Below are 15236 nucleotides of genomic sequence, written 5' to 3' on the forward strand. Positions count from 1 at the left end.
AGCCGATCGACGACAAGGCCAGTATCTGAGGCAAGCTGCCGAATTGTAGAATATTCCTTCACAAGAAACTCCTGTCGCTGTGCAAAGTCGTAACGGCTCGGGCTAGGCGGGGTTGCGATGGATGCATCGCTACTGCGATGTTCTTTGTCCGGCCAGTTGAGTCGAGACGAGCACTCCGCTAGACCGGGACTGCCTGGCCGGCGAGCCACCCGCGGTCGCGGAGCGCAGCGAGTGCCGACTGAACGTGGTTCGCCGTGAACATCCGCGACTTGCGGGGAGACCAGCCTTCGACCTGCCCCACCAAGTAATCCTCAGATACTTGTTGGTGATCAGCCTGGGTGGCGAGCCAATGCACGGTCGCAAGCAGTTCGAGCCCGTAGGCAGACTCGAATCCCGCAGCCAAGTCAAGCACGCGGTCGATCCGCGACCTAGTATCAGCGCGTTCCGCCAACGCTGCGACTGCTTCCTCGGTTGCACCCGGCAAGACCGTCAAGGGCTCAGCTTCCTGAACCGGCGCACTGGCGTCCCCGTAGCCATGGATGAAGTGGCCCTCGACCATGTGCAGGACATGCCGAAGGTTATCCGCGTACGGGCCGTAACGGTTGGCGGCGAAGTTCAGGCGCAGCGGTTCCCCTGCCGCCTGAAGGAAGTACATAAGTTTCTGTGACTCGATGAGGGAAGGTGGTGTCATTGCTTGCTGCGTGTAGCGCCGAAGGATTTCAACGAGGGCAGCTCGCCCTGCAGTCATCTTGGGCCTCGTCGTCGCCGTGGGCATCTGGCTGGCCGTAGGCGCTCCCTTAGGCGGGAATACGAGCACATCCACGTCTTCCTCTTGGGCGAACGTCTGAACGATCAGCGGTCGGACATCGCGCCAGTCGAGACCGCCGTTACCGCAGCCCAGCGGCGGTAACGCGATCGATCGAATCTGCAGATCCCTCGCAACTCGAACCAAGTCTTCTAGACCTGCCTCGATGTCGTGTAATCGCGACCTCGCTCTCCAATGGCCCTTGGTAGGGAAGTTGATAATGTAGCGCGGCCCCGTCATATGCTCAGTTGGCCATACGTGCACCTTGCCCAACTCGATGTCGCCAGCTTTGACGGCGCTTGTGTAGTCTACAAACATTGCCGGGTAGGCCTTCTTGAACTGCAGAGCGATGCCCTTGCCCATGACTCCTACCGTGTTGACGGTGTTCACCAGGGCGTCCGCGTCGGCCTGCAGGAGGTTGCCTGCGATCTCCTTGATCATCGCACTCTCTTCCATGTCCTAGAAGTACCAGTTAGGACGGACAGTCGTTGGGGTGGCGATTCCATGCCTGGCCAGTAACGCTCTGGCCTCGTGGGCCACCTGGCTGGAACTGGCGGCGACCTCCGTGAACGCCTCCCATGGCACGCCTCCGTGGACGAGGCATTCGGCCATACGTCGTTCCCTACGCGCCGGCTCATCAGGCGTGTTGTTCCAGTAGCGTGCACGCATTACCTCCCAGTCTATGAAGTCTTCCGGAGGCGCGTTACCTGGAACCAGCTCGTGGAAGGCCGCGTAGTCCAGGACGGCGTTCCTGTCGCTGAGTACGATCTGGAGAGCCAACCCCGCGAGCCGTTCGATGGTGGTCTGTAGGTAGAGCAGCCGGCCGCAGCCCTCCTGGTAGGTCGACACGTTGCCCCGATGGATCGCGTACAACATCGGGCTTCGAGGAGCGAAATAGAACGGCGCATAGTCGGCGACTACGCCGCCAGGCTCGACGGGCACCTGACGGCATGTTCGCCGGGCCTTGATGTCCGTGTTGCCCACCTCGACTGTCATCAAGCCTAGGTCTTTGGCGCGTGCGTCTGAGAGCAGGCCCTGATCGATGATGGTCGACAAGTGCTCGATCCTCGTGAAGTGCCACACCGGCGCCGCCTGGGACCAACACACGGGAGGTTCAGTCATCTCCCAATGCACCTCCCTCACGAGTCTCGCATCTGACCCTGGGAGCATAGGCCCGGCACTCCGTGTTCGCCGACACGCTGTCCAGGGCTCCCTGTGTTGTCATGGGCCTGGAGCCGATGCACGTTCCGATGTCGAATCCGGAGCTGGCGGGACGGCGGGCGCAGCCGCCGTAGCCAACGCGCCGACCTGGAAAGCGATGGCGGCCAGTGCCAGGGCGAAGGCTCCGACCTGGTAAAACCAGACGAGCTTGTCGTCGGAGTGCATCGCCTTGCGCCGACTGAGCCAGCGAACAGCTCCGCGCGTCTGGTATGTGCTGCCTGCTGTGATGGACGCTGTCATGCCTGCCTCGGGCAGCGTTCGCTTGATCTCGTCCTCGATCTGGGTGCCGTGCTTCACCGAAGCCTTGAGGAGTGGGTGGTACCAGACGCGGTCGACGAAGTAGAAGGCGTACCACAGCAGAAGTCCGATCAAGATGACCAGGGACCCCAGGGAGAACCACCCGACCCGGGTACCGTCCTTGGCGGCTACGCCGGCTGCGCCCAGGGCGAACGTTGCCACGGTCAGCGCCAGTCCGCGGATGCGCCACTCGATGTCGTTGAAGTGCATCTGTACGGCTACGGCCTGCTTCCACATGTCGATGTAGTGGCCGATCTCCTGGTCCCGGGTTAGACGTTCGGGAGAACCCTCCCCAGCGGGTCCACTCCCCTCGTCATCGATCGAGGTGCCGGGGTCCTCGCCGGTCAAGGCGCACCCACCAGTGAGGCCCCGAAGACGGGCAGGATCTCGTTGATCTCGTGGTGGCAGATGAGTCCGGGAACGATCTCGCCACCTCCTTGGCTGAGGGCCGCTTCGCGTGCCACGTCCGCGTCGGTCCAGTGCGTGACTCGCCGCAAGAGGTCGTACTCGGGTCGCTTCTGGGCCTGGCCGTACGCTGCGTGGACATCCAGGACTCCTGCACCTTGTGCCATCGCGATGTCCTTCATGAGACTGTCGCCGAGGTAAGCGACCTCGTCCGGGGCGCATTGCTGTTCGGTCAGGATCTCCAGGAGCACTTGCTTGTTCGGCTTGAGGACACCCAGGGGTAGCTGGTTGTGCTGGGTGGCTTGCAACCCGTATGTGCCTGTGAACCGCCCTGTTCTGAGATCCTCAGGGGTGACGCCCGCGGCTACGTCATGATCGGGCGAGGAGTACAGCACGTCGATGACGCCGTCGAGACCCGTGTTTCGGAGACGCCACTCCGTCCAGTAGGCACCCGATTCGGTGTAGGCGACGACCCGTACTCCCTGACGCTTAAGCACTTCGAACGTCTCGCCCACACCTGGGTACAGCCTGGTGGTGCGCTTGCGCGCGGAGTTCTGGGCGTGCAACGCCTCGTCGAAGACGTCGAACGGATCGTCCGGGCCAGCGAACTCGACCAGAGCGGGCACCTCGCGGACGAGGTTGGAGTACTCCGTGGTTCCTCGTCGCTGGTGGACCGCCTTGATCTGCTCCTCCAGTACCTGCCGGTCCAGGCCAGTGATGGAGACGAGCCCATCGAGCAAGGCGCTGAAGGATTGGTACCACGCCTCGAACCAGTCCCAGAGCGTGTTGTCCAGGTCTGTGATCAGCATGCGCGGTCCCGCCGTCATGATCATCACCCTAGAGGGAGGCACCGACAAGGGGCTGTACCGCGTGTCTCATGCACGCTTGTGGAGGGCGTAAGCGAGTTCGAACTGTTGCTTGTCGTTGAGTGAGTTCTCGAACTGGCGGTAGAGGGCGCGTTCCTTGGCGGTGGGCCTGGTGCCTTGCCAGGTAGGTGAGAGGTCGAGGTGGGCGTGGGCGACGTGGACCCATTGCCAGGTCAGGGCGTAGCTGACGCTGGTGTAGTGGGTGCCGGGTCGGTGAAGGCGGGTCCATTCGTGGAACCAGCGGTTGGTCAGGTGGAGGCGGTGCTCGATCTTGGCTTCGGTGGCGCGGTAGTTGCGGGGCCGGACGTCGGTGATGGCTGCCCGGATGCGGTCCTGCCATTCCTGGGTGGTGGTGAGCCGGGTGGCGGAGCAGGCGCGGGCGCAGCGGGTGCCCATTGAGCCTGGCATGCCCAGGGCCTGAGCGGCGGCGGCCCAGGACGTGATGTCGGGGTGGAGCCGGGCCAGGCAGAGGGAAGCGAACTGGCGCACCACTTCCTCGCGACTGTCGAACGCTCCGACCAGGTGCTCGGCGTATTGCTGGTGCGGGATGACCTGGGGGATGGCGACGAGGTTGATCGGCATGCGGGCTCCGCGGTGGGGGTGGCTGTCGAGGTGGTGGGACAGGCGGCGGTGCGGGGCGCGGGCGGACAGCACGAGCCGCGACAGGGTTGGGGTCATCACGGTGCGATCGGCCAGCCATCCGAGCGGTCCGTCGTTTGCGGCCGGGGTGAGCTCGGTCCATGGCGTTAGCGCGGTCGCGGCGGTGTCGAGGTTCGCTGCGGCCAAGATTCTGTCGGCCATGGTGAGTGCGGCGGCGCGCAGCGCCGGTGGAGCGGGTGGGCGCATGCCCCAGCGCGGTCCTCGATCCCCGGTGCGTCGCTGGCTCTCGGGTAGCAGGTCGCTCGCCCAGCCGGCGAGCTGCTCGGCGCCGGGTCGGCAGGCCAGGTGGAGCAAGAGGGTGGTCAGGTGTCTCAGGTCACCCAGGTATGCCGCACCACCGGCCGGTTCTCCGAGGACCGTGACGGGCCGGTCGCTGAGGGCATTGTCGATGCGAGCCTGTGTGACCAGGAGGGGGTCGTCGACCGTGGTGGTAGGGATGGCGGCGAGGTCGTGCTGGCACTGGCTGGTGGGTCCAGCGCCGAGGGGGTTCCCGCAAATCGTGCCTGCGCCGACCGGGCGCAGGTGGGAGTGGCGTTGGTCGCGGAAAGGCCGCCGGCAGCTGGGGCAGGCGGCGGCGAGCAGGGTTCCGTGGCGGGTGCAGGCGGTGACGATCATTAGACGCCAGGCGCTCTGCCAGGTGCCGGTCTGGGCGAGGCAGGGCGGGCAGATCTGAGTACCATGCGCAGGGGTCCATCCTCGTGAGGCCACCTGCCGGTAAGAGTGTCGATCAAGGGCGTCGAGACCGGTCAGGTCGAGGGCGGTTCCGTCGAACCTGGCGAGGGTGGCGTCCCGGACGGTGTCCGGGGTGGTGCGACCCAGCTCGGCAAGGGCACGGATCGTGCCTGGTGCCGGCGCGAGAGTCAGGTACCGGGTGCTGGCACCGCGGCTGCGCAGGTGGGTCAGGAGCTGGGCGGTGGTCAGGCCGTTGGCGTCGGCGAGGTGCTCAAGCCAGGACTCGATGGATTCTCCATCGCGGGGGCTTATGGAGATCGGCAGTGCGGGTGCAGCGGTCATGCGGTTCTGCGTCGTGGCTTGTGAGGGTCGCGGAGGCGGTAGGTGTCTTCGCGGCCGTTGCGGTAGGCGCGGCCGCCGGCGATCCCTGTGTACCCGGACAGCTCGGCCAGGTCGGCGCACTCGGCGACGATTGGGCATCCGGCGCAGACCTCGGCCGGTGCGATCAGGGCCCGGGTGCGGTCGTCGACGGCCTCGGCCGTCAGGTAGTGGCGTTCCCACCGGCCCCAGCGGGTGGCCATGCCCTTGCAGTTCCCGTCCGCCAGGCTCCAGGCGGCGTCGCGGGCCAGGACCTCGCGGCTGATGCCCCTCATCGACTGACTCCTGTCGCGGTGCACTCGGCGGGTTCGAGGGTCGCGGCGCTGACCGTGATGCTGTCCAGCAGCTCCGTGCCCGCGCCGTAGTCGGACAGGAGCTGGTGCTGCAGGTCGGCGCGTGCCTCGGTAGCCTCCTGCTCGCTCAGGTAGCAGGCGACGGGATCCTGGCAGTCCCACACCAGCCACACCCGTTGCTCGGGTCGGGCGGAAGTGCAGCTGGCGGCGGTCAGGAGGTTTTCGACGATGAGGCGCAGCTCTTCGAAGTAGCTGGCGTCCATCGCCGAGACGGGGTGTCGCCAATGGCCCTGAGGAAGCGCCTGGCCACCTGCGTCAAGGACTCGACGGAGAGCGTGTCGTCGGGTGTCATCCGTACCTCCTGGCGATGCCGGCCCACGTGGTCTGGGTGGCGGGGATCTGGAGCAGGTCGGTGTCGGCGAGGAGTTGCTGCCCGGTCTCGTGCAGCAGCAGCCGCGTCTCGGGGTCGATCCGCTTGTCGAATGCGGCGACGTCTCGGTCGGGGGTGGTGGGCCAGGGGCTGGAGCGCATGGGGCCGTGGGTGAACCTGGTCCAGATCCATGCCAGCGCCAGTCTCCTGAAGGCCGGTTTCGTCGCGATCGCCGTGGGCAGCCGCCGGTGGGTGGTCTTGGGCAGCCGGCTGACGGGTCGAAGAGTGTCGCGGCGGCGCTGGTAGTCGATCAGCCCGGCCGCGAGCAGCTCCTGCAGCGCGGTGGTGAGCAGGTCGCCGTCCTGCTCACGCATGCCCTGCCCTGCGTCGATGCCGTCGATGAGGACGCAGGAGGGGATACCCGCGATCCCGAGCGCGGCCATCGCCTCTCCCGGCGTCGCGGTATCGCCGGTGGCCTGGCTGATGAGCATGTGCAGTGCGGTGGCGGCACGGGTCAGCGACAGCCACGCCCCGGGCTTCCGAGCGTCGTCGCCCTGGGGTGGGGGGAGCATGCTGGGGACGTGGCCCGTGCGCAGGTCGTCGTGATCTACGTGGTGGCGCAGCCGGGTGAGGAACCAGTCGAGCCGGTCGCGGTCGGCGTCGGTGAAGAGGGCCGTTTGGTGGCAGCGCAGGTGAGCCGGCTTGCTGCGTCGACCACGTCGTCGTCCGGTGAGGACGAGCAGCGCCGCGACGGTGGCCGGGTCCGGACAAGGGTAGGCACCCCACCGTCGAGCCGCGGCCAGGTCCACCGGTGGCAGGTCCCCACCCAGGTCCAAGGAGTCGCCGTTGAGGGTGGCAGCCAAGTCTTGGCAGCGGCGTCGCCGCCGGTACAGCACCTGTCTGGCGCCTCGGTCCTCGACCGAGGCCTCGGCCAGCCTTGCCAGGGTCTGGACGATCTCAAGGACGCGCGGGGGCGCGGGCACGGCGACGTGCGGGGAGCGGGCTCGGATCAGGTAGCAGGAGCAGTGCAGGCAGACCGGGACCAACGCGGTCTGCCACAGCAGCTCCCGGTGGCCGGTCGACACTGTGCAGGACGGGCAGACCCAGGCCACGGCGTGGTGCAGTCGCCATCCGTGGCGTCGCTGGGGCCCGTGGCCACGGATGGCCAACGGGTAGCGGTCCATCGTCAGCTGCGTCGCCGCCCCTGGGTCGAGCGCGGCGAGGGAGCCGATCGCGGACAGCTCCCTCATCGGGACGTCGATGTCGTGCCGCCACGCCGGGAGGACCCGGCCCCGGGCCAGGCCGTTGGCGTCGGCCAGCCGGGCCGCATACGAGGACAGCGGCTCCCCGGGGCGGGGCGCGGGCCTGACCGGCAGCGGGGAGGCGCTCACGAGGCACCCACCTTGGCCCGACGCTTCGAGGGCCGGGCCGTCGCGGTGCGCAGGTCGACCTCGCCCGCGGTCGCCCTGGCCGACAGGGGGACGGCGTCGAGGTGGTCGGTGGTGATCGTCTCCGAGCCGTCGTCGAACGCGGCCAGCAGAGCCTCGGTGAGCAGCAGGGCCGTGTCGCCGACGTAGCCCTGGGAGCGGCGCCAGATATGGCCGGCGAGGTCGCGGGCGAACACCCCCGGCGGGGCACAGTCGAAGTAGGGCAGCAGGACGGCCTCGGCGTCCTTGAGGAACCGCTGCCATTCCCGCTTCTCCTCCTCAGTGGCGAACCCGTAGGGGCGCAGCGTGACCCGTTCGAGGCGAGCGTTGATCTGAGGGTCCAGATAGATCGGCGAGTCGTGCAGGTCGGCGCCGATGAGGATCATCGTGCCGCCCAGCTCACCGAGCTCGGTGTTCAGGTACTTGAGGAAGTCGAGCATGTCCCGGGAGTCCTTGTTGGACACGTCCAGGAAGTGGGCGTCGTCGATCAGCAGCAGCCGCACCCCGTGCTGCCGGAAGGCGTGCACCACCCGTGTCGTGGTGACCCGGACCAGGCCCTCGCTGGGGTAGCCCATCGTGAGCAGCAGCGCGGCGAGCACGTCACGGATCCTGGAGGCGGCCCGCAGAGTGATGTAGGCGTGCGGGATCCAGTCCGCGGTCACCCCCGGTTCGGGGTTCCACGTCGGCCGCGGGTCCGCGCAGGCGGGGCCGAGCAGGTCTCGGTATGCCGCCTGCGCCCAGTCCTTGACGAACGTGGACTTGCCAACCGCGAACGGGGCGCTGACCGACCCGATCGCCTTCGCACCAGGCGGTCGAAGCGCGTTGCGCTCCACCAGCCGGGTCAGTCGCGTGGTGGCACGCCGCGCCAGCACCGACGGCAGGACCACGGTCGCCAACCCAGAGCTGAGCACCTCCCAGTGGGCGTCCTGATCCGCGTCCGGCATCTCGTCGAACACCTCCACCCGTACCGGCGCGGGAAGCTCGACCGGTGGCGCGGTCGCTTGCTGGTGCCACAGGCGCGCGTCCATCAGATCGCCTCCTCGTCGTAGTCCGGAAGCGCGGCGTCGAAGTCGAACGGGTCCTCGGCCCCGTCGGGCGTCGTGCTTGGCTCTGGCCGGCGGATCCTCGGCAGCCCCGCCGCGGCCTGCTCCTCGAGCACGCGGTGAGCGTCGGCGACCTCGGCATGGTCGCGTTGCGATTGCTCCCAGCGCAGTTGCGCTGCCGCGAGTCTGGCGCGCCACTCGTCCGTAGTCGGGGCGGTGGTGAGCTCCCCGATCTCCTCGATGATCTGGCGCATGATGCGGGTCCTGTTGATGGATCGGTTGCCGCCGCGCTCCTTTATCCGCTCAAGCGCGCGGTCGCGGACGACATCGCCGAGGGGTGCGTGGATCAGGTGCCGGGCCTTCCACGGGATCTCGTGGATCCGGTCGGTGTCCGGGTGGCGGAACCAGAGGCGTGTCACGTCGCGCGGGTCGATGTGGAAGGGCATGGCCGAGTCCTGGGCGCGGAAGGTGCCGGGCCTAACCGAACGGAAGTCCTCGAGGACTACAGCGTCATAGGTCAGGTTCTTGTGCTCGACACCGGCGTGCCCGGGGGACAGCCAGATGATCGGGAGGAACTGGTAGAGCAGGTCGGGGTGCTGCGGCACGAGGATCCGGCCCGTTGCGTCCGCGAGGGCGTCGTGCATCTCCAAGGGGGTCAGGCGGATGCCCGGTGCTCCGGGCAGGGTGAGTCCGTCGTGCGGCATCCGGTGGTAGTCGAGGGCGACCCATCGTCGGAAGTGGCGCTCGAGCTCGTCGGCGGTCAAGAGCGGCTCGTCCGCCTCGATGCCGATGAAGCGTCCCCGCTGGTGGATGGAGCGGCCCTTGTATCCGGGCACCTGCTGGTAGGCCCGTTCGAGGTCCTCCATCTTCCGCTCGGAGTGCGGGTTGTCCGTGGGCTTCTTGCCGCGCGAGAGCCGCAACTCGATGCCGAAGTGGTTCAGCAGGGCGCGGAAGTGCTCGCCGACGAAGATGCTGCCGTGGTCGCTGCGCAAGGAGGTGGGGGCCACCCCGGGCAGGTAGTGCACTCCTTGGATCGTCAGGTCACGCTTGACAGTGGGTCGTCTGCCGATGTGGACGGGGTTGCCGCCCAGATCGAGGGACTCGGGGATGCCGCACCAGCGGAAGTCATCGATGGTGGTGCCGTCGACGACCATGGCGAACTGCCGCATGGCGTCATAAATGAGGAGCCCGACGTCGATGCCGCGGGCTCCCCGCGGAAACACTCGTATGCCGTGGATGACCCGTGTGGCGATCGAGTGGATGACGCCGACCTCGACGTTGATGGCGCGCTCCCGCAGGGGGTCGAGGACGAAGTTGTTGGCGATGGTCAGGTCGGTGGCGAGCTCGGACGGGTGCTGGGCCGGGTAGCTCTGGTGTCCGGCGACTCGGCGCAGGGACTTGGAGCGTTGGGCCCGCACTGAGGATCCGGTCGCTCGCCAGTGGTAGCTGAGGAATTCCTGGGTGATCCGGTCCGGCAGGTGCGGGTCGGTGATGCCCTCGTTCTTGAGGGCCACGCGGATCTGTCGTTCGATCTCCTGCAGGTTGGGCCGGCTCTTCGAGCCGTCGTACTGCGCGAACTTTTCCAGGGCAAGCCGTCTGAAGTCGGCATCGATGACGTCGAAGGCCTGTCGGCCCTTGATTGCGCGCCCGTCGACGAGGCGCCGAAGCCCGCCGCTGGCCCAGAGGTTGTCCCACCGTTGCAGCGTGCGGGGGGCGATCCTGTGGTCTTGCAGTTCCCCGTCGTAGACCCGGCGCATCACCGCCCGGTCGGTGAAGCGTTCGAAGGAGACGACTTTGCTCATCTCGCGGTACCGCGCCGCCAGGCTGAGGCCGAAGTCGTCACCGAACGGGTAGAAGGGCTCACCGGGCTGGGCGAGCTCGCGCAGCCCGAAGCGGAACCCGGTCCGTGCCTCGAGGACGCATTCCTGCTTGAAGAGTGCCTCGCGGCGCACCGAATCCTCGAGCTGAAGCCACCACGGGAACAGGGAGACGTGGACGGCCTGTGGACCGTCGTCACCGACCGATCGCGCCTGAAGCTGGGTGAAGGTCACGGACCGGTCTTCTCCGGTGGAGAAGCGCAGACGCACCCCGTGGCGCTCCAGGTCCGTGACGACCGCGTAACCGTCCTCGCTCAGGATCCGCGACCCGAGCGTGAGGGGAACGGCCGGGTCGCTCACGGCATGTCCCGGAGCGCACGAATAGGAGTCGTTCGGCCTATCGGCTGGTCGAGGTCGACGACGAGGGCACCAATCCAGGCGTAGTGCCACATCGCGCTGACCAGATGCCCTGCGCCTCGGTCCGCGTCCAGAACCACCCCGACGTTCGCGCCGGGATCCCGGCAGATCCGGACGAGCTCGTCCCGGGCGGCCGGGTACCACGGCATCGCCCGCCGGTATGCCGTTAGCCACCGCACGTTGTCCCGCCGCACGGGCGAGGCGCCGCCGTAGACCCGATAGCCCCACCCCACCTCGACGCACGCTGCCTCGGTCAGGTCGCGATTCTCGACGAACTTCTCGTCCTGCCGCTGGACGGGCCGGACGTCCCAGATGGTCACGGCACTCTCCCGCCCGAGCACCAGGAGGTCGGGAGTGTGCACTCGGGACCGACCGTCAGCCGTCCTGAGCCCGAGCCTGACGGGTTGCGACATCATCCACTTCACGTCCGGGTCACGGTCGAGCTCACGCACCAGGTCGTGCTCAAGCCCGGACTCCAGACGGATCGGACCGTCGAGCGTGACGGAGTGAGCCTGGACAGGGATGTGGCGGCTCTTCTCCGTCGATCGCGGGGCACGGATCGAACGCAAGGCACGCACATCAGGCGGCCCGGTCGTCCAGTCCCAGACCTGAGGGCCGGTGTCGAACCGGAACGTCCAAGAGACCACACGGGCTGGCCGCGGGCACACGGCATCCCTAGACTGACCCATGACGGATCCTCGCTTTCGCAGCGTTCAGTCGGGTCTGTCGCTGAGGGCGTACCGGTAGCAGCCGGTGCGCCCTCACTCCGTCCGGAGCGGGGGCGAAGAGACCTAAGGGGAACCTAGCGGAGTGCTGCCCCTAGCGCAACCATTTCCGTCCAGTTATGCGCAGTTCCCACCTCCCGTGGTGTCAGTTGGAGAGATGTCGCTGCACGCGCATGGCTCCGCTGCTCACTTGCTGTGACCCGTCTACTTTTGGACGTTGTGGCCGGTCAGATCGGCTAGTCATAAATCCCGCGGCTCGCCGCCGCTAAGATCGCCATTAACGACTAGAGGAGATACCATGGGGCGCCTACCAACCACGATGCCTGACCAGCATCCCGAGCGCCGAGGTGGCGCCTTGAAGCGAACCTTGCAGACCTACCTGCAGTCCATCGCCGAGCCTGTCGCGACCGACGTCGTGAGCGGCCTGGAGGAGACCGTGCAGCCGGGAACCGAGTACCGGTGCCTCAACCCCGTGTGCGATCAGATGTGCGCGTGGCCGTCCGGGTACGCAGCCGGCAGACCCACGAGGTTCTGTTCGCGCAGCTGCCGTCAAATGTTCGACCGGGTGCGCTCACGTCTGTCGTGGGAGCTCGCGACCCTGGAGGAATGGCTGCTGCACGACGACCTGCCGGCCAAGGATCGCGTGGCACTGGAGCGCGCCGCCGGCCAGCGCCGGTGGGCCCTGGAGCGCTACCCCGACACCGGGGTGGGGGCCGGCCGGCCCACGTCCTGACCTTGGAGTGGGTCAGGCTGACTCGCGCAGCGTCTCCCAGAGCTTCATCATCCCCATAATGGTCAGGATCTCCTCGCGGGACCGGTCGGCGGCCAGGCGTTCAAGCCCGCGCTGCTGACTGTCGGTGGCCTCGACGATCACCTCCTGGATGGTGTTCCACAAGTCCGGCCCCGAGAAGAAGTCAGTCTTGTTGTTGGCCACCGCTTGCGCACGCAGGTCCTCGTTCTCGAGCATCTTGCGCAGCACGGTCTCGACCGCGGAAACCTGGTCGCCGTCGGAGAGGCCGTCGCCTTCGAAGAGGCTGTTGATGTGGGCCAGCACCTCCGACCACGGCACCAGGTCGGCCTCATGACGACCGCGTGACCCGGCTGCGAGGACGGACGCGAGCCCCTCAGCCTGTCCGGTCGCCAGGTCGAGCTCCTGCTCGAGCTGCTTGTGCAGCGCGTGGTGGGTCAGGGTGACGTCGGAGAGGTCGATGGTGTCCTCGTGCCGGTTGGAGTCCTTGAGCGCCTCGGCGAGCAGACGCGCGAAGGTCGCGCGCTTCTCCAGCTCGACGTCGTCGTAGTCGACGATCGCGGCGAGGAAGTCATACGTGCTGACGAACGTGCGCAGGTCACGGCGGAAGGTGTCGAGCCGGTCGGTCTCGCTGTCGTCCCGGTTCTGCAGCGCCCGCCGGTATGCCGTGTTGAACCGTTCCTTGACCGGCGCCAGCGCAGCAGACAGCTTCCCCTGGCTGGGCCTGGTGGTCCCGTCGCCCCAGTAGGCCTTCGCGCAGGCGTCGACGTCGACGTCGTCGAAGAGTCCGACCCCAGCGAGCTTGTCCCACTGGTCGAAGACGATGTTGGGATCGCTAGCCTGCGTCAGGTAGGCACCCTCGTAATAGACCTTGAACGCCGCCAGCACGTCCTCTGCCTGGTTGACGAAGTCCAGCACGTAGGTGGTCTTGCCCGGATACACCCGGTTGAGCCGGGACAGGGTCTGGACGCACTGCACCCCGTCGAGCCGCTTGTCTACATACATCGCGCAGAGCAGCGGCTGGTCGAAGCCGGTCTGGTACTTGTTCGCCACGATCAGCACCTGGTACTCGTCCGTCCCCAGCGCCTCCGGGATCGTCCGGCCGCGCAGGTCCGTGTTCATCGAGTGCTCGGTGAACTCCTCCGGCCCGGACTCGGGGTCTTCGACCGACCCGGAGAACGCGACCAGGGTGGCGACGTCGGTCAGGTGGTGCTCGGCGATGTACTTGTCCATCGCCAGCTTGTAGCGCACCGCGGACTTGCGGGAGTCGGTCACGACCATGGCTTTGGCGTTGCCGTCGAGCAGGGGTGCGACGTTGGCGCGGAAGTGCTCGACGATGATCGCGACCTTCTGGCTGATGTTGTGGGGGTGCAGCTTGACCCACTGCATCACCGACTTCATCGCCTTGGACCGGTCGACCGTCTCGGAGTCGTAGTCCTGCCCGCCGTGGACCAGGCGGAACGCGGTCCGGTATGTGGTGTAGTTCTTGAGCACGTCGAGGATGAAGCCTTCCTCGATGGCCTGCTGCATCGAGTACAGGTGGAACGGTCTCTTGTCGACCTCCTCCCCCGTGTCGGAGGTGCCGAACATCTGCAGCGTCTTGCCCTTCGGGGTCGCGGTGAAGGCGAAGAAGGAGACGTTCGGCAGCGCGCCCCGGCCCTCGAGCTCCAGCCGGACCAGGTCGTCAACACCGACTGTGCCGTCCCCGTCGGTGACGTCGTCGAGCACCTTGCCCGACAGGGTCTGTCGCAGCTTGTTGGCGGACTCCCCTGTCTGGGAGGAGTGGGCCTCGTCGATGATCACCGCGAACCGCTTGCCCGCCAGCGCCTTGGACTCCCGGATCGCCTCCAGCGCGAACGGAACCGTCTGGATGGTGACGACGATGATCGCCCCGCCAGTGGTCAGCGCCTCGGTCAGGGCCTGCGACTTGGACGAGAACCGATTGGCGAAGTCGCTGTCGGTGCCTTGCCCGATCGGGAGCACCACGCCCCGCTTGTGGTCGATCTGGTAGATCGCGTCCTGCAGCTGGTCGTCCAGCACCGTGCGGTCGGTGATCACCAGCACCGAGTCGAACACCTTGTCCGAGCCGGCGTCGTGCAGCGTGGAGAGTTGGTGCGAGAGCCACGCGATCGAGTTGGTCTTGCCCGACCCGGCCGAGTGCTGCACCAGGTACCGCTGCCCCGGCCCGTCCTTCTTCGCATCGGCCAGGAGCTTGGTGACCGCGTCGTGCTGGTGATAGCGAGGGAAGATCACCGTCGAGGACCGGGTGATCCTGCCCATCGCGGGGTCCCTGCGCTTGCTCACCTGCACGTGCATGAACTTGCCCAGGATGTTCAGCCAGGTGTCGCGGTCGAGCACCTCTTCCCACAGGTATGCCGTAGCCGCCCCGTGCGGGTTCGGCGGGTTCCCGGCGTGGCCGGCGTCGCCGCGGTTGAACGGCAGGAAGCGGGTCTCCGGTCCAGCAAGCTGAGTCGTCATGTAGACCTCGGCGTTGTCCACCGCGAAGTGGACCAGGGCCCGGTGACCAGGCGCCAGCAGCGGCTCCCGCCGACGAGTCCTGTGGTCCACCGGCGGGCGGTCGTGGCGATACTGGCGGATAGCCTCGTGCACGTCCTGCTGGAACTCGCTCTTTAGCTCCGCTGTGGCGACCGGCAGGCCGTTGACGAAGAAGACCAAGTCGATCGAGTCGGTCTTGTTCTCCGAGTAGTACACCTGCCGCGCCACCCGCAACCGGTTCTGGGCATACCGCCTCGTGGTCGTCGGGTTCATCGACTCCGTCGGCCGGAACTGACACAGGTCCAGCTGCTTGGTGAACTTGACCCCGTACCGCAACGCCGCCAGGGTGCCGCCACCGGCGTCGAGAGGACGGTCCAGCGACTCGGCAAGCCGGTCCAGCAGTCGCTCCCGATCCTTGTCGATCTTCACGATTGCGGCGAGTGTTTCCGGCTGGGTGGCCTCCAGCCAGGCGAACAGGTCATCGGGCCACAGCGCCCGCTTCTTGTCGTAGCCGGTGGAGCCTGGCTCGTAGACCCACCCATGCGCCCCGAGGTGGTCGCACAACTCGTCCTCGAGCTGCCGCTCGTGCTCCACCG

General features: G+C 67.1%; 13 protein-coding genes. 1 reads left to right on the forward strand and 12 read right to left on the reverse strand.

Annotated elements, in window-relative coordinates:
- Window positions 1-178 precede the first annotated feature (178 nt).
- The 11 genes from Q0967_RS15290 to Q0967_RS15340 all read right to left on the reverse strand — a co-directional run bounded on the left by Q0967_RS15290 (window position 179) and on the right by Q0967_RS15340 (window position 11360).
- Window positions 179-1246: a macro domain-containing protein gene (locus Q0967_RS15290; protein ID WP_299450822.1), complete on the reverse strand. Its 1068-nt coding sequence runs from the start codon at window positions 1244-1246 to the stop codon at window positions 179-181.
- An 18-nt stretch (window positions 1247-1264) separates the two neighbouring features.
- Complete coding sequence (locus Q0967_RS15295) at window positions 1265-1975, reverse strand: DUF4433 domain-containing protein (protein ID WP_367181624.1); 711 nt, start codon at window positions 1973-1975, stop codon at window positions 1265-1267.
- A 51-nt stretch (window positions 1976-2026) separates the two neighbouring features.
- Entirely contained in the window at window positions 2027-2671 is a 645-nt protein-coding gene (locus tag Q0967_RS15300) for a hypothetical protein (RefSeq protein ID WP_299450827.1), read from the reverse strand.
- Complete coding sequence (locus tag Q0967_RS15305; protein ID WP_299450830.1) at window positions 2668-3537, reverse strand: HAD family hydrolase; 870 nt, start codon at window positions 3535-3537, stop codon at window positions 2668-2670. The genes Q0967_RS15300 and Q0967_RS15305 overlap by 4 nt, the downstream gene beginning before the upstream one ends.
- A 66-nt stretch (window positions 3538-3603) precedes the next feature.
- Window positions 3604-5268, reverse strand: a complete 1665-nt coding sequence (locus tag Q0967_RS15310) for a TniQ family protein (protein WP_299450833.1) — start codon at window positions 5266-5268, stop codon at window positions 3604-3606.
- Window positions 5265-5579: a hypothetical protein gene (locus tag Q0967_RS15315; RefSeq protein WP_299450836.1), complete on the reverse strand. Its 315-nt coding sequence runs from the start codon at window positions 5577-5579 to the stop codon at window positions 5265-5267. The genes Q0967_RS15310 and Q0967_RS15315 overlap by 4 nt, the downstream gene beginning before the upstream one ends.
- Window positions 5576-5860 carry a hypothetical protein gene (locus tag Q0967_RS15320; RefSeq protein WP_299450838.1) on the reverse strand — a complete coding sequence of 95 codons (285 nt, stop codon included), beginning with the start codon at window positions 5858-5860 and terminating at the stop codon, window positions 5576-5578. Before Q0967_RS15320 ends, Q0967_RS15315 begins: the two co-directional genes overlap by 4 nt.
- A gap of 85 nt (window positions 5861-5945) precedes the next feature.
- Window positions 5946-7358: a TniQ family protein gene (locus Q0967_RS15325; RefSeq protein WP_299450840.1), complete on the reverse strand. Its 1413-nt coding sequence runs from the start codon at window positions 7356-7358 to the stop codon at window positions 5946-5948.
- Window positions 7355-8422, reverse strand: a complete 1068-nt coding sequence (locus tag Q0967_RS15330) for a TniB family NTP-binding protein (protein WP_299450843.1) — start codon at window positions 8420-8422, stop codon at window positions 7355-7357. The genes Q0967_RS15325 and Q0967_RS15330 overlap by 4 nt, the downstream gene beginning before the upstream one ends.
- Window positions 8422-10614, reverse strand: coding sequence for a transposase (locus Q0967_RS15335; RefSeq protein WP_299450846.1), 2193 nt, complete (start codon window positions 10612-10614; stop codon window positions 8422-8424). The genes Q0967_RS15330 and Q0967_RS15335 overlap by 1 nt, the downstream gene beginning before the upstream one ends.
- A complete protein-coding gene (locus Q0967_RS15340; protein ID WP_299450848.1) occupies window positions 10611-11360 on the reverse strand; it encodes a TnsA-like heteromeric transposase endonuclease subunit in 750 nt (249 codons plus the stop codon). The genes Q0967_RS15335 and Q0967_RS15340 overlap by 4 nt, the downstream gene beginning before the upstream one ends.
- A gap of 391 nt (window positions 11361-11751) precedes the next feature.
- Here Q0967_RS15340 and Q0967_RS15345 point away from each other — a divergent pair, with 391 nt between their 5' ends.
- The gene (locus tag Q0967_RS15345) at window positions 11752-12129 is read left to right on the forward strand and encodes a hypothetical protein (RefSeq protein WP_299450850.1); all 378 of its coding nucleotides are present in this window, start codon (window positions 11752-11754) and stop codon (window positions 12127-12129) included.
- A 12-nt stretch (window positions 12130-12141) separates the two neighbouring features.
- Here the strand turns inward: Q0967_RS15345 and Q0967_RS15350 are convergent, their stop codons facing one another.
- The gene (locus Q0967_RS15350; RefSeq protein WP_299450851.1) at window positions 12142-15234 is read right to left on the reverse strand and encodes a type I restriction endonuclease subunit R; all 3093 of its coding nucleotides are present in this window, start codon (window positions 15232-15234) and stop codon (window positions 12142-12144) included.
- Between the last annotated feature and the right edge of the window lie 2 nt (window positions 15235-15236).

The organism is uncultured Serinicoccus sp., from assembly GCF_947500995.1.
In the GTDB taxonomy this organism is placed as follows: domain Bacteria; phylum Actinomycetota; class Actinomycetes; order Actinomycetales; family Dermatophilaceae; genus Ornithinicoccus.

What these genes read in the sequence shown, in the direction of transcription:
- Q0967_RS15330 (WP_299450843.1), bottom strand. Translation starts at nt 8,422, where the DNA reads ATGGACGCGCGCCTGTGGCACCAGCAAGCGACCGCGCCACCGGTCGAG.
- Q0967_RS15290 (WP_299450822.1), bottom strand. Translation starts at nt 1,246, where the DNA reads ATGATCAAGGAGATCGCAGGCAACCTCCTGCAGGCCGACGCGGACGCC.
- Q0967_RS15305 (WP_299450830.1), bottom strand. Translation starts at nt 3,537, where the DNA reads ATGCTGATCACAGACCTGGACAACACGCTCTGGGACTGGTTCGAGGCG.
- Q0967_RS15295 (WP_367181624.1), bottom strand. Translation starts at nt 1,975, where the DNA reads ATGCTCCCAGGGTCAGATGCGAGACTCGTGAGGGAGGTGCATTGGGAG.
- Q0967_RS15320 (WP_299450838.1), bottom strand. Translation starts at nt 5,860, where the DNA reads ATGGACGCCAGCTACTTCGAAGAGCTGCGCCTCATCGTCGAAAACCTC.
- Q0967_RS15340 (WP_299450848.1), bottom strand. Translation starts at nt 11,360, where the DNA reads ATGGGTCAGTCTAGGGATGCCGTGTGCCCGCGGCCAGCCCGTGTGGTC.
- Q0967_RS15315 (WP_299450836.1), bottom strand. Translation starts at nt 5,579, where the DNA reads ATGAGGGGCATCAGCCGCGAGGTCCTGGCCCGCGACGCCGCCTGGAGC.
- Q0967_RS15310 (WP_299450833.1), bottom strand. Translation starts at nt 5,268, where the DNA reads ATGACCGCTGCACCCGCACTGCCGATCTCCATAAGCCCCCGCGATGGA.